The 14,520-nt window shown below is 36.0% G+C and carries 10 protein-coding genes and 1 other RNA gene; 2 read left to right on the top strand and 9 right to left on the bottom strand.

Translation table 11 applies throughout. The annotated features are described in order from the left end of the window. Positions 1 to 12 precede the first annotated feature (12 nt). The 8 genes from ACFING_RS03690 to ettA all read right to left on the bottom strand — a co-directional run bounded on the left by ACFING_RS03690 (position 13) and on the right by ettA (position 11,526). The gene (locus tag ACFING_RS03690) at positions 13 to 1,755 is read right to left on the bottom strand and encodes a peptidoglycan D,D-transpeptidase FtsI family protein (RefSeq protein WP_375629960.1); all 1,743 of its coding nucleotides are present in this window, start codon (positions 1,753 to 1,755) and stop codon (positions 13 to 15) included. After that, positions 1,755 to 2,159, bottom strand: coding sequence for a hypothetical protein (locus ACFING_RS03695; protein ID WP_375611988.1), 405 nt, complete (start codon positions 2,157 to 2,159; stop codon positions 1,755 to 1,757). Before ACFING_RS03695 ends, ACFING_RS03690 begins: the two co-directional genes overlap by 1 nt. Then, a complete protein-coding gene (rsmH, locus tag ACFING_RS03700) occupies positions 2,156 to 3,154 on the bottom strand; it encodes a 16S rRNA (cytosine(1402)-N(4))-methyltransferase RsmH (RefSeq protein ID WP_375629962.1) in 999 nt (332 codons plus the stop codon). The genes ACFING_RS03695 and rsmH overlap by 4 nt, the downstream gene beginning before the upstream one ends. Positions 3,155 to 3,418: 264 nt before the next feature. Then, positions 3,419 to 3,809, bottom strand: an RNA gene (rnpB, locus tag ACFING_RS03705) — RNase P RNA component class A. An 83-nt stretch (positions 3,810 to 3,892) separates the two neighbouring features. Beyond that, complete coding sequence (locus ACFING_RS03710; protein WP_375613362.1) at positions 3,893 to 4,402, bottom strand: lytic transglycosylase domain-containing protein; 510 nt, start codon at positions 4,400 to 4,402, stop codon at positions 3,893 to 3,895. Between the two features lie 1,361 nt (positions 4,403 to 5,763). After that, complete coding sequence (locus ACFING_RS03715) at positions 5,764 to 6,141, bottom strand: hypothetical protein (protein ID WP_375613361.1); 378 nt, start codon at positions 6,139 to 6,141, stop codon at positions 5,764 to 5,766. A 2,156-nt stretch (positions 6,142 to 8,297) separates the two neighbouring features. Next, complete coding sequence (locus ACFING_RS03720; protein ID WP_375621373.1) at positions 8,298 to 9,236, bottom strand: ArsR/SmtB family transcription factor; 939 nt, start codon at positions 9,234 to 9,236, stop codon at positions 8,298 to 8,300. 640 nt (positions 9,237 to 9,876) lie between these two features. Beyond that, positions 9,877 to 11,526 carry an energy-dependent translational throttle protein EttA gene (gene ettA, locus ACFING_RS03725; protein WP_375611983.1) on the bottom strand — a complete coding sequence of 550 codons (1,650 nt, stop codon included), beginning with the start codon at positions 11,524 to 11,526 and terminating at the stop codon, positions 9,877 to 9,879. Between the two features lie 160 nt (positions 11,527 to 11,686). On the opposite strand from ettA, the gene ACFING_RS03730 reads away from it, so the two are divergent. After that, entirely contained in the window at positions 11,687 to 12,223 is a 537-nt protein-coding gene (locus ACFING_RS03730; protein ID WP_375611982.1) for a hypothetical protein, read from the top strand. A gap of 46 nt (positions 12,224 to 12,269) precedes the next feature. Then, a complete protein-coding gene (gene pncA / locus ACFING_RS03735) occupies positions 12,270 to 12,878 on the top strand; it encodes a bifunctional nicotinamidase/pyrazinamidase (protein WP_375621374.1) in 609 nt (202 codons plus the stop codon). Between the two features lie 449 nt (positions 12,879 to 13,327). Here pncA and ACFING_RS03740 read toward each other — a convergent pair whose 3' ends face one another. Further along, on the bottom strand, positions 13,328 to 14,380 hold the full coding sequence (locus ACFING_RS03740) for a DUF475 domain-containing protein (protein WP_375613357.1): 1,053 nt from the start codon (positions 14,378 to 14,380) through the stop codon (positions 13,328 to 13,330). Positions 14,381 to 14,520: the final 140 nt, after the last annotated feature.

Genomic DNA, 14,520 nt, shown 5'->3' on the forward strand with positions numbered 1-14,520 from the left:
TTTATATTCATTTTACCGTTGTTTAACGAAACTTGAATTGCTCTTTTTACTTAAAAGAGGCTCATATTCTTTTTTAAAATCGGGTTTTACACCAAGAAAACTAGCTGTGCGACGAACAATATTAGCAAGCATTGGTCCAGCATTCATTCCCGCTGTTGCTGAACGCTGTCCCTCCTCTGGCTTTGGTTCATCGATAATTGTTAAAACAACATAAGCAGGATCTTCAATAGGAAAAGCAGCAAGAAAACTATTGAAATTTTTTGTTTTAGAATATTTTCCATTTTCAACTTTTTCAGCTGTTCCTGTCTTACCACCTACACGATAGCCTTCTACTTTTGCATTACGTCCAGAACCAATATCACTATTTAATTGATAAAGGTAACGCATATTTTGACTTGTTTTAGCCTGCAAAACCCGTTTTGCATGGTGCAGAGTTTGTTCTTTTGTCCGTTTTAAAAATGTTGGAGCAATTAACCAACCACCATTCATTAAAGCAGCAGCCCCGACAGCTGTTTGCAAGGGGGTTGTTGCCATACCATGCCCAAAAGAAATCGTCATAGAATGTATATCCTTCCAATGATGTGGCACAATAGGGTGGGCAACTTCAGGCAACTCTGTCGTGAGACGATCCAGTAATCCAAGTTTTTGTAAAAAACCACGGTGTTTATCAATCCCTATCGCCAATGCCTCTTTAGCAGAACCAATATTAGAAGAATAAATAAAAACCTCCCATAACGTTAAGGGTCGATTTTTTCCATGAAAATCATGAATAGTATACCCACTACTTGCTTTTATTGGCTTTGAAGCATCAATAATACTGTTTAAATGAAAAATATCAGAATCAAGAGCCATGGCTGTCGTAAAACTTTTAATGATCGATCCCATTTCAAAAGCTCCTGCCGTCATCCGATTGAGACGATCACTTTTTAAAGCTTCAATAGGATTTCTAGGATCAAAATCTGGTAGTGATGCCAAAGCCAAAACTTCCCCCGTATGTATATTTAAAATAACAGCTCCTGCAGCAATTGCCCTATAACGCTTCATAGCCTGAATAAGTTCATCATGAACAATTGCCTGAACACGCACATCAATCGAAAGCTGAACTTGTTTTAATGATTCTTCCATGGCAAGACCAGCAGCGCGCAGAGCACTCAAACCCGCATCATCAATATATTTTTCCATACCTGCAATGCCTTGATTATCAACATTCACCATGCCAAGAATATGGGAAGTTACAGGTCCATCGGGATAAAAACGACGAATTTCAGTCCGAAAACCAATTCCTGGAATACCAAGGGCCATAATTTGTGTCTTCTGCATTGGCGTTAACCCACGCTGTATCCAAGAAAAACCAGTTTTTCTTTTTAAGCGCTTATAGGTTTCCTGCCAATTAAGATCAGGCAAAACTGTTGAGAGCAATTCAATTGTTTCATCCACATCAATAATACGTCGTGGCTCAGCAAAAAGTGAATAAGTTTTAATATCTGTTGCCAATAAACGACCATTACGATCAACGATATCAGGCCGTGCCATCAATTGAAGAATTCCAGGCCCTTTTGCTTCTTCAATCTGTCCACCTTCCAACCCATAAGAAATAAGGCAAGCCCCCATGATGCCATATAAAATTAAAAAGCAGAACAACGAAAAAAGCAAACGTGGACGACTAGAATAAGGACGACGAACAGAAACATTATGATTATTCAACGAATTCTTTAAGCGCTTTTTCTTCTGTGAGAATAAAAAAGTCGATTTCATTACTGCGCGCCTTTTTGGACAACACTATTGATCTGAGAAGCCCGATTATTTGTCAAAATATCTTGATTATCTTCCAAGATATTTTGTTTAATCACTTCTTCAATTTGATCATGTACCCGTACCGGAATGTCTTTAAACTCCACGATTTGACGCGGCTGTATAACCTCTAACCCAAGTTCTTTCTGATAACGTTTCGCAAGTTTTTGCATGCGTGAAGGCCTTATCATCACAGCCCACTCAGCATGAAGCAAACTTACCGTATTTTTTGCTGCAGCAATTTCATGCTCAAGATGAAGAACTTCGTTCATTCGCTTTTGAACATCATATTTTACCTTATAAGTAAGTCCTGCCATACAAATCATAATCAACACTAAAATCATATCAAATGTACGAAAAACTGTCATTTTTTGCTGCCTTCAAAACTGGCAATCTCTGCTAAACCAAATAATTTCATATCTGCTGCAAGAGCCTCTGCTTCAGTCCGTACACCAATACGCAACCTCGCAGAACGTGAACGAGGATTTTTCTGTAACTCCTCTTTAGTTGCCGTGATCCCACCTCGAAACAAAGGAAAAAATGTCGCTGGAGCAGCCTTTATTTCTGGCAGATAGCGTGATCTCATACATTCTCCAGAACGAGCCGAAAAAAATCTTTTGACCATACGATCTTCAAGAGAATGAAAACTGACAACCCCCAAACGGCCTCCAGCTTTTAAAACGCGTTCAGCAGCAAATAAACCACATGCCAATTCACCAATTTCATCATTAACATAGATACGAAGAGCCTGAAATACACGTGTTGCCGGATGAATACGATCTCCCAGCTTACGTCCTATCAACGTTTCGATAGCATACGCCAAATCACCTGTACGCAAAAAAGGCTGCACAACACGACGCTTTTCAATCATCCGTGCAATTCGCCCCGCATAACGCTCTTCCCCTAATATCTTAAAAATACGTGCCAAATCCCTTGCTTTTAAATGATTGACAACATCGCTGGCTGTAAAACCAGTCTGAGCCATTCGCATATCCAATGGACCATCTTTTTGAAAAGAAAAACCTCTTTCTGCTTCATCAAGCTGCATTGAAGAGACACCAATATCCAAAATAACTGCATCCACCTTCTCTTCAACGACACGATCAAGCTGTGAAAACGCCATATGGACCAAACGAAGGCGTGGAAAAAATTCTTCAACAAGCGATTGTCCTGCACTGATAGCATGAGGATCACGATCAAGAGCAATCACCTGTGCCCCTGCCTTTAACAAAGCGCGCGTATAACCACCAGCACCAAAGGTGCCATCAATCACTTTTGCTCCAACCAATGGCATAAGCCCAGCCAAAACTGGCTGTAACAACACTGGAATATGGCGTTCAGCTCTTTGATCCTGCTTTATCAAAATAATCCGTCTTGAAGTTATGCCGTCTTAAATCAACAGCTCTCTCATGGCAACTGATCTTAGAATAACCTAGCCTTCAACTTTCACATTAATCACAATGAACGAAAAAACTAAAGTTATCCCAAAACAGATCCTAACGCATTATACTTAAAGAAATGTTATAATTTTTTAAAACACTCTTTGCTCAAGTGTCTATTTCAAACACATAGACTCCATAAAAGACCATATATAATTGATCTTATAAAATATCGCGTATCATCATGAAATATCAGTCGGCCTATAAGCCGGGTTCTGTAGAGTAAAGCTTACACTTTACATGGCAACCATTCATCTGGGACGGATGTTACCATCCGCCTCGTGCAACCTACCCGAATGACTCGCCCGGAAATCGGCTGCAAATTAAATTTTGCACGTCATTTCTATTTGGTCTTGCTCCCGGTGGGGTTTACCTTGCCACATTCATTACTGAATGCGCGGTGGGCTCTTACTCCACCCTTTCACCCTTACCTATAAAAATAGGCGGTTTACTTTCTGTGGCACTTTCCCTAGGGTCACCCCCGCCGGGTGTTACCCGGCACCGTCTTTCCATGGAGCCCGGACTTTCCTCACCTGCCATATTTCAGTATCAGACAAGCGCGGCTGCCCAGCCGACTGACATACTAGTTTATAAAACATTTTCTGCTCCGTGAAAATAGCATCTTAAAATATTTTATGACAAACCTCTCTCAACAGATGTTTTTATTTTAATGAAGCCAGATAAGTCTTTACTTTTGCGCAATATTTCGCTGAAATGGAATTCATTTTTTTTGCAGCATGACCTGCGTTATATTTAAGGATTGTACCACACGTACTTCCACCACTGAGTTTATAGGCCCGTGCCAAATAACGCATACCATATTCAAGATTGGTCGCAGGATCGTACAAATCCTGTACAGAACCACTAAAACCCAATCCTCGTGCCGTAGAGGGTTTAATTTGCATCAAACCTATTTCACCAGCAGCCCCCTTTATACCTGCCTTATAATTACTTTCAACTTTTACAACAGCATGTGCTAAATTAACGGGAACATTATATTTATTCGCAAGTTTCTGAATAAGAAACTCATAAGGACGAGCAGAAATCTTAGAAGCAACAATCACTGAGGTTTCTCCTGATTCCGCAACATTTAAGACACTATGAGTCCAACTTATATCAAATACAAAAAATACAGCACATGCTGTATTTAACAAGATTTTCAAAAATTGCATTTTCTTTCTCTTCACTCAAACATTCTCAAATTCTAGCCGCAAGTAATTTGCAAATATATTATACAAAAAAGAAAGCAAAAGAACGTCTTTAAAAAGGAAATAGTAAGACAATTTCAAGCTAAAATTATGAAATAAAAGAATATATCTTTATGCACAAGTCTCAGATTTCTCTATATCATAAAATAAAAAAATAAAAAGACTATAATTAATCTTATAGCGTATCAAATAAAATGATATAATCTATAACTTGCGGCTATCACTGTTGTATCAATCAATTTTTATATTAAAAAAATAGCATCTGAACTAGATGTAATATTTTTTACATAAGATTATTAATTTTTTTATTGAGATCAATCCCTCAAAGAAAGAGAGACAAGAGCATCTTTTTACCGAAGATGCTCGATATCAAAAAAGGTTCACAAAAAATATAAACCGTTATCAACGCTTCTCTCTGATTAATAAACACCCACTGCACTCTTTATGTCCGATAAAACCTCAAAAAATCACAAAACAAATCTCCCCATCATTGCGCATAAAAAATTCATAAATATATTAAAACCATCATACTCTTTACCAATTCAAAATATTGGAACAGACTTTTAGCTCTCAAGATGTCTCAAAGAAGCTTTTTAATTCCTTTTTAAAAGAGTTTTTATCCACACAAGCCTCTACTTGTGGTATACAAGAAACTGATTTTAATTTTTTCACCATGGATAAATTTAAAATGAGAGGATTTTACAATTCTTAAGATTCTCATTCAATATAAAATGATAAATTATCATTATAAAACAATATACTAAAAAAGTTATATCCGTTTTTATCCCTACAACAAAGCTTAAAAATTACTTGTGTCTATTTTTTTGAAAAATGTTAGAAAACTCAATACCCCCAAAGCCTTTTTAAATAAAAATAGACCTCCCATCTTCATTCAAATATTTTTTCTTTGTTACAGACTATCATCTTATCAGTCTTGCACCTCATTTTCAGAAATCATACAAGTGGATAAATATCCTAAAATCCGTAGAACAAAAAAAGCTTAAATCCTTTAAAAAATTTTATTTTCTCATATCAAATAAAAAAATAACCGGCATATAAAATGCAGTTAACGTGTTTTATTATAATCAATACTGCTTTTGTCATTGTAGCGATTGATAATGCAATTAACTTGGACCAATACCCTTGATAGACTTTCTATCACTCCTGTAATGATTGCAACATTACCCTTATACTCCAATTGCTTACCTTTTGAGAGATAAATTTTGTTAATACCTTAAAAATTGATTATCTCCTCGCACTTTTCAAAATTTCACGAAAAGCTCTTTCTCCTTAAAATAAAACCCAAAAGCGCAATTAAAAAATAGCTAAAAATAAGCATTAGCAACGGAAGGACGAGAAATCGCTTTTGAGAGAGCCATAGCAACAGTTTCACCAGATTTTTGAGCCTGCTCACGACTCTGACCACTTTTAGAAGCAAGCGCAATTACATCACGACGCAGCTGCGCAATAAACAACTCCTGCTGTTGAGGGGTCATCTTAGAAAGATGCTTGATAATATCTGGAAAAGATACGGATAATCTCTCTAACAACTCCTCCTCTGTTACATCAAGCTGCTGAGAAGAAAAAGAAGAGCGACCGGAAAAAAACTGATAAACAGCACTACTTTGAGAAGCAAAAAAGACAGCGCCAGAAATAAAAAATACAAATAAAATAAAAATAATACGATGTGAAAAAGATCCCATTATCTCTTACCTAAAGATCACAGAATACAAACATAGCTTCCTTTTATGATTCTTCTTATAACATGCAACAATGCCTCAATAAAGAAAAATCAAATTATTAAAAATGAATACGCTAACACTATCCGCCCAATAAGACTCGCCCCTCTATGTATTTAGGTACTATAGGCGAAACAATAACAGATCTTACACTCCCCCCCTAATAACACCTTACATTTCCTAAAATAATTACAAAAAGCCTGACTGAGGAAATCCTCAGTCAGGCCAGACAATCTAGGGGATCCACGCGGGGGGGGGGGGAGGAGGTTCCCCGATTGTCCTCTTACATCAACCACTAAGATAGCCGATGCAATATTCTTGCTATGGAATAAAATTCTTTAAACAACAAGAAATTCTTATCATCTTCTACGCAAAAAAACATAAAAGAATTATAAATTATTTAAAAATGTTTAAATTTAGGCAAAAAAAGTTTAAAATGACCCAATTTGAAGCAATTTTATTTCAATAAGCATCAATTAGAATCTACGATCATTATAACTTTTAAATAGTTTCTTTCATAACTCTGATGATCATATTAAAAAACCGTAATTTCTACGTATCCACCCTATAAAAATCAAACTACGTAAAAGTAGAATCACTTTTCCAACAGCAATCACCACAAAAAGAAAAACGTAGATTTTTAAAATCTTACACAAATAACCGTAAAAAATGGAAAACATCTTCTTGCAAGAAAGCTATGAATTATTTAAATAAAACAATAAATTAGAGAAAATAAAATCTTATCTATCTTTATAAAAAATTTCTGTAAATGATCATTAAAATATTGTTACATCCCTCATGTAACAATCAATGAGGAACTTAAACAGCTTAATCTTATGAGAAAATGAGAACTCTGAAGGTATTTTTTTCGAATCACGCCCCATCGTCATTCCAAATAACGATAAACCATTTTACAATAACCAACAGTCTCTAACGCATTTTAACATAACAAACCGAAATCAATGCAGACATTTTCTCTTAATCTCTATCATTTAAATGATCCCGTAAAATAATACACACAGTAGTTTCTATGCTCAAAAATTTTTATATTCTGTTCTTCTAACGTAAACAATTCATTAATTTACAATCATAACTCATCATTTTACAATTTACATGAGAAACCTCAAGAACGTAAGATTCCCATATTTTCAATCTTCGTCTATTGAATTAATGAATAGCCATACTATCGCACATCACAAACAAGAAGAAGCATATGGATAAAAAACATAAAACGATGATGCCGGCTTACAACTTTTACTTAAACTAAAGACGATGGTGCCCTCTCAATTTTACGCTATAACCACGGACTGCGTCATAAGATGAGCGGCAAACATAAAAAGAAAGAAAATACTTTTGGCAAAAACAATGGACTTATTTAATAATCTTCATAACTTCTCATGATAAAGAGATACGAAACTTTAGTGTAATATCACGCTTTTCTTTCCTACTTTCAGCCACAAACTATCCATAGATCATCGCCGATCTTATTTTATGAATATAATGCATTGTCTTACCCTTTTACTTTTTCGTCTTTTTAGAGCATCTCTTTGCACCCCTCACTAAAAGTTCCAAGGTACTCCTTATCTAAAAACCTGTTTTAAAGAGATATTTTAAGATCTATTGGGCACCACCATCTCTGATATTTATAAAGGTATGAGCCTTCACTATGATTATATTGTGCGGCATTATATCATATTGCAGCCGCTCTCACATTTAGAAAATGTATTTTCTCTTACAAACGGTATCATTTAAGATAAATACCTTCTTTTGTAGCAGACAAACAGACTCTTTCGGATTCTGAAACAGGAAATTTGAAATGAAACAACATTCCTGTATTTAAACCTCTTATTGAGTCTAAAAAAATCAATGATCTTTTAAAATCAATATATTGGCTAATAAAATATAATATCAAGACACCTTAAATAATGATCCTCGTAGGCTTAACTCTATAGAAGGTGCTTCATTATACAGCCTACACGCCGCTATAAAACACCAATACTTCCATATAAAAACATAATACAAATGTAAAAAACAATAGCTCATCAATGATTGAATAAAGTTTTATCTCTACGCTATTCCTTGAGAAAAATCAGAGTATAAAGCACGTTAACAAACGCGATTTATGCAAAATCTACTTGTTTATCTTTGATATCGTCAACCAATAAACGCGGATCATGAGCAAGCCAAAGCGTAGCAATCCCCTCCTCACTGTTTTCATTTTGTATAGGAGTAAGACAAACCGTTTGTTCTAGAACAAGTCCCGCATTTTTAAGCCATTGTTCTATTTGTAAAGCCGAAAATCCAAAACGCATATGCACTTGATCAGAATATGAAGACTCAATTTCATGATAACCAAAATCCACAATCAATAAACGGCCATGAGGACGCAAAACACTTGATATCTCATGAAGGAATATTTCAGGATTTTCAAGAAAATGTAAAACCCAATGAAGAATAACTAAATCAAAAGTTGTATCTCCAACAGACAAGTGAAAAACATTGCTATCAAGCACAACTTGAACTGCATGCGTATAAAGATTAGAAAACAATTTTAAGATAGAGTCTCCACCTCTTCCAATATTCAGCATCGTCTGAAATGGTTTATCGCCAATGATTTCAAGTAAAGAGTTTTCTACACGATGATCTGCCATATAGGATGACCGTAATACATCCCGTTGCAACGCATTTTGTAAGAAATGCTTCTTCCTCGTTTTTTGACGCTGCTTTTTAACATCCTTCAAACGTTCTAAATCATGCGCTAACAACACATCATTCTTTGGCAAAGCCGAAAGAATACCCATCACAATGTCTTTACCCCAAAAATCATGACAAAGCTTAAAATAAAGGCTATCCCCCTTCTGATAACGCTCAATCAATCGTGCTTCGTACAATAAACGTAAATATCGTGATATACACGCTTGCGACTGATCAAGAATAAAAATAAAATCAGGAATTGTTAAATCTTCATGATGTAAGAGCCTAAGAACACGTAAATGGCTTACTTCTGCGACCGCTTTCAGCAGCACAATCATTGCATCTAAACTTGCACTTTTTTTCATAATTATCCCCTAAACATTCCTATAAACATTTGTTTATAGGAAAAAAAGTCAAGCATACAACGCATATTCTCATCTATTTTGTTCTCTCTATTTTATCATACTATGAAAAAAATAGGCTAATGTAAAAAACAAACAGATCTTATCTCCCTGCTTCTCGTTATAATGAGAATACATTGATTTATAATAATAATTCATTTTTAACTTGAATAAAAAACCGTAATACCGTAGATTTTCCTCATTTCAAATCTATTCATGATAAATCAATCCAAATCATTCTCTTACAGCTCATAAACGGAGGGGACAGATGGATAAAAATGCCTTTTATGCCCACCTCAAAACAAGAACTGCATACTATTGAGAAAAAATAACATGATAATGCCAGCTTGCATTTTTATTAAGTAAAGATGATAATGCTCAATGACCAAGGCATTTGTAGAAGTAATACTATACGCTTCATCCCCTCCTTTTCATTGCAGTTTTACAAAAAATAACCCTATTTAGGTCATAATTTCATAAAGTGTCTCTTACTCTTTTCAATGAATAAAAACTCCCACAGAGTACACACACACTTTATTTATGAAATAACAAACGCAATAAAATACACTATTATTCTAACAAAGTTGCGATAAGATAAAAAATTCTAGCGTGTAAGAGGTTTATAATTTGCATGCTTAGGATTAAGAGATTCCGCCCCAAGACGACGAACTTTATCAGCCTCATATTCAGCAAAATTACCTTCAAACCATTCTACATGACCATCACCTTCAAAGGCTAAAATATGTGTTGCCAATCGATCAAGAAACATACGATCATGCGATATGATAACTGCACAACCAGCGAAATTTTCCAATGCATCTTCCAATGCACCCAATGTTTCAGTATCAAGATCATTTGTCGGTTCATCAAGAAGAAGCACATTCCCCCCCTCTTTTAGAAGTTTCGCCAAATGTACGCGATTGCGCTGCCCTCCTGATAAATTTGCCACCTTCTGCTGCTGATCTGCCCCCTTGAAATTAAAAGCCCCGCAATAAGCGCGGCTATTCATCTCATATTTGCCTAATTTAATAATGTCATTTCCACCAGAAATTTCCTCCCAAACAGTTTTATCCCCCACCAAGGAATCGCGACTCTGATCCACATAACTCATGTGAACTGTTTCACCGATACGTATCTGACCTGAATCGGGCTTTTCCTGTCCCGTCAACATTTTAAACAAGGTCGACTTTCCCATACCATTGGCCCCAATAACGCCGACAATGCCACCAGCAGGAAGTTTAAAAGAAAGAGAATCAATCAATACACGTTCACCATAAGCTTTAGAGAGATTATCAACCTCAATAACAACTTGTCCTAATCTTTCTCCAATAGGAATAATGATTTGCGCCTCTCCAGGACGGCGCTCACGTGCTGATTGAACCAACTCATCATAAGCCTTAATCCGAGCTTTTGACTTTGCTTGTCGCCCTTTTGGACTAGAAGCAATCCATTCTTGCTCACGTGATAAAGCACGTTGACGCGCTGCCTCTTCACGGCCTTCCTGAGCCAAACGCTTGGCTTTAGCCCCCAAATAAGCAGAATAGTTCCCCTCATAAGGAATACCTCTACCGCGATCTAATTCTAAAATCCAACCCGTTACATTGTCGAGAAAATAACGATCATGGGTTATCAAAAGCACAGCCCCAGGATATTCACGTAGATGCCTCTCAAGCCAAGCCGTCGTTTCAGCATCTAAATGGTTTGTCGGTTCATCCAAAAGTAATAAATCAGGTTTTGACAAAAGCAATTTACAAAGTGCAACACGCCGCTTCTCACCACCCGAAAGTTTTGTTACATCCCCATCGGCTGGCGGACAGCCAAGAGCAGCCATAGCCATTTCCACTTGACTTTCTAAATCCCAAAGATTCTGACTGTCAATAATGTCCTGAAGCTGTGCGCTTTCATCAGCCGTTTCCTCGCTATAATTCATCATCAATTCGTTATAACGCTCAAGAACTTCCTGTTTATCTGCAACACCTTCCATCACATTACCACGCACATCTTTGCTCGCATCAAGCAAAGGTTCTTGTGGTAGATAACCACAGCGTGCTCCTTCAGAAATCCATGCTTCTCCCGTATATTCCTTATCTAGCCCAGCCATAATACGTAAAATAGTTGACTTCCCTGCACCATTCGGCCCTAAAATACCGATCTTCGCATCTGGATAAAAAGACAAATGAATATTTTCTAGAACTTTTTTATTGCCGTAAGACTTGTTAAGCCCAGCCATATGATAGATAAATTGACGTGCCATAAATTTCTCTTTATATTATGCGATATTAAAGATTAGGATTTTGAAAAAACTGCTTTTGCTTTTTGAAACTGTACAGTAAATAGCACTTACGTCGTATCAAAAGCTTTCGCTTTATATTGGTACATTTTTTCTAATCTCACAAGCCCCAGTATGGTCCTGAATGCAAAAAAACATCCCCCTAAAGAGCAAAAAGCAAATCTTTTTAGCTGTACCTGAAACCTGTTATCAAACATTGCCTCTCTTTTCCATACCAGATATAACATTGTATTTTTATCGTATTAAACCGACTTATCAATGTAATATGATACCACAAAGAAAAGCAATTCTCTATGCGCCTTCTTTTCTCGCTTTATGGGCTTTATATTACGCAGTAAAAAATCCTTCTCTTTTTTCATCGATTTTTTGCTACGGAAAGCAATGGACTTCACCCCTTGCCTTGATATGGCTTAAATTACGTTTACAAAACGACCGCCGCCTTATGGGATCTGACGTCCCAAGCCCAATGATCATGAAAGCTTTGCATCAACACGTAGCAACAAATGACTACAGCGCACTTCCCATTGGTACGTGGTTACAATTCGTAAAAAACTATAAAACCAATTGTAAAAACTTATCCATCCCCCTCTTTTGGCTTGATAATTATAAAAATAATATCAATATCCAGCACATCATTTCAAAACTTCAAGACGACATATAGCTTTTTAAAAATACGATAAAAGCTCATCTCGTATAGGAATATATTTATGGAAAAAAAAGCCTTAATCGTCATTGATGTTCAAAATGACTTCTTACTAGGTGGAGCACTTGCCGTACCTCAAGGTGATGCTATTTTACCCGCCGTCAATAATCTCATAAATCATTTTGACCACGTTATCTTAACCCAAGACTGGCATCCCAAAAACCATTGCAGCTTTGCTTCCTGTTATCCTGAAAAAAAGCCCTATGATACAGTCATTCTTGACTATGGTCCTCAAATACTTTGGCCTGATCATTGCATACGAGGAACACAAGGAGCAGAATTCCATCCATCTCTTAGAGCAGAAAAGGCACAACTTATCCTTAGAAAAGGCTATAATCAAAAAATGGATAGCTATTCTGCTTTTCTTGAAAATGATCAAAAAACACCAACAGGTTTACAAGTTTATCTCAAAGAACATGGTTTTACTAAGCTCATTATGTGTGGCTTAGCAACTGATTTTTGTGTCGGATTTTCTGCTCTTCACGCTATACAATGCGGTTTTAAAGTCAGTGTTTCATTAAATGCCTGTGCTGGTATTGATGTAAACGGATCACTAAACACTATGCTTAAAACAATGAACGAAGCCGGTATAGAACTTTTAATGGTCTCTTAAAATATCCTTCTCTAATCTACCATTATAATACACTGATTTATAAAGGATAAATCATTTTGCACATATTTAAGTAAGAGTCCAGAATATCGTAAATTCTCTCATTTCAAACCTGTTTCAAAAACATTCTTTTACACGTTACAAAGAGAATCAATGTATGAATAAATCATTCAAAAAAACAGTAAGAATGCTTCTTATGACCCATTAAATGCAAGAGCTTGTCATAATATTGAAAGCTGGTAAAAAGTATAACATCAGCTTTCTATCTTATATTTAGGTCAAAAAGTATCCTAGAGATTGTACATTATTGGCTTCATGGGTAGTATCATGCAATGAACTCAACTTTAAAAAAACGCAAATAAGCAATAAAATAGTATTTTATTTTGCATAAAAGACCTCTTTCTATTCAAAGATATGCGATAAACAAAGTGTGAAAAAGGAAGAAATCTCCATTACTTAGATACAACATGTTTATCTAATTGACGATGCTTAAAACGAATCGAAGAATATAATGCCATTCCAATAATACAGACTCCCACAAGTCCTGTTAAAACTTCAGGAACCGATATAATCGTTTGCAGATACATAATCACTGCAAGAACTAGAATTGCATAAAAAGCACCATGCTCTAAATAACGATAATGCAATAATGTTCCTGATTCAACCAACATAATTGTCATAGAACGAACGTAAAATGCTCCGATACCAAGACCTATTGCAATAATAAAAAGGTTGTGTGAAAAGGCAAAAGCACCAACCACGCCATCGAAAGAAAAACTAGCATCAAGAACTTCTAAATAAAGAAACGCCCCTACTCCCCCGTGAGCTACTGTTGTTAAAGTCTTTTGAGGAGTATCCAAGAGATGACCGACAACTTCAACACCGATAAAGGTCAAAAGTCCATAAAGTGCTGCCAATAAAAAAGTTATTTTATTTTCTGCATCAATCTGAGCTGAAACAAATAAGATCAAAATCAAAACAATTGCAATATCAATTCCAACAAGCGCCCCAAACTTTTGAGCAGGTCTCTCTATAACATTAAGCCAATGCACTTCTTTTTCAGAATCAAAAAAATATTTTAAGCCAACCATCATAAGGAAAGTTCCTCCAAAAGCAGCAATCCCCATATGCGCATCGGTTAAAACTTCAGCATATCGATGTGGTTCCCATATCGCTAATTTGACTGCCGCAATTGGATTAATCCCAACAGCAACGACAACCACCAATAATGGAAAAACAATTCTCATCCCAAATACAGCTATCAAAATGCCCCATATAAGAAAACGACGACGCCACAATGGACTCATTCTACTAAGAACACGCGCATTGATAATAGAATTATCAAAAGATAAAGAAATTTCCAAAATTCCTAAAACAAAGCAAATAAAAAAATATTTAAGAAAACCAGTAATACTTTCCGTTTCAAACCAACCAATAACCCCTCCTAAAAAGACACCAATAATCGTGAAAAAAAAAGCAAACCCAAAATAGCGTAATAGGGCCATGATCATTCCTCAAAGTTTATTTTCTACTTCATCTAAGCACACCCAGTACCAATCCAAAGTTTGCATCTCTTTAAAGTTGCATCTATTAATGCAGAGGTGTATAGAATATATATGGTAAAATTACATGAAAATTCTCTCAA

The organism is Bartonella sp. AP150HLJHH (assembly GCF_042196385.1).
In the GTDB taxonomy this organism is placed as follows: Bacteria; Pseudomonadota; Alphaproteobacteria; order Rhizobiales; family Rhizobiaceae; genus Bartonella.

Bases quoted from the DNA above. Each gene is read 5' to 3' on its own strand.
- ACFING_RS03690 (WP_375629960.1), bottom strand. From the start codon at position 1,755: ATGAAATCGACTTTTTTATTCTCACAGAAGAAAAAGCGCTTAAAGAAT.
- ACFING_RS03695 (WP_375611988.1), bottom strand. From the start codon at position 2,159: ATGACAGTTTTTCGTACATTTGATATGATTTTAGTGTTGATTATGATT.
- ACFING_RS03710 (WP_375613362.1), bottom strand. From the start codon at position 4,402: ATGCAATTTTTGAAAATCTTGTTAAATACAGCATGTGCTGTATTTTTT.
- ACFING_RS03715 (WP_375613361.1), bottom strand. From the start codon at position 6,141: ATGGGATCTTTTTCACATCGTATTATTTTTATTTTATTTGTATTTTTT.
- ACFING_RS03720 (WP_375621373.1), bottom strand. From the start codon at position 9,236: ATGAAAAAAAGTGCAAGTTTAGATGCAATGATTGTGCTGCTGAAAGCG.
- ettA (WP_375611983.1), bottom strand. From the start codon at position 11,526: ATGGCACGTCAATTTATCTATCATATGGCTGGGCTTAACAAGTCTTAC.
- ACFING_RS03730 (WP_375611982.1), top strand. From the start codon at position 11,687: ATGCAAAAAAACATCCCCCTAAAGAGCAAAAAGCAAATCTTTTTAGCT.
- pncA (WP_375621374.1), top strand. From the start codon at position 12,270: ATGGAAAAAAAAGCCTTAATCGTCATTGATGTTCAAAATGACTTCTTA.
- ACFING_RS03740 (WP_375613357.1), bottom strand. From the start codon at position 14,380: ATGGCCCTATTACGCTATTTTGGGTTTGCTTTTTTTTTCACGATTATT.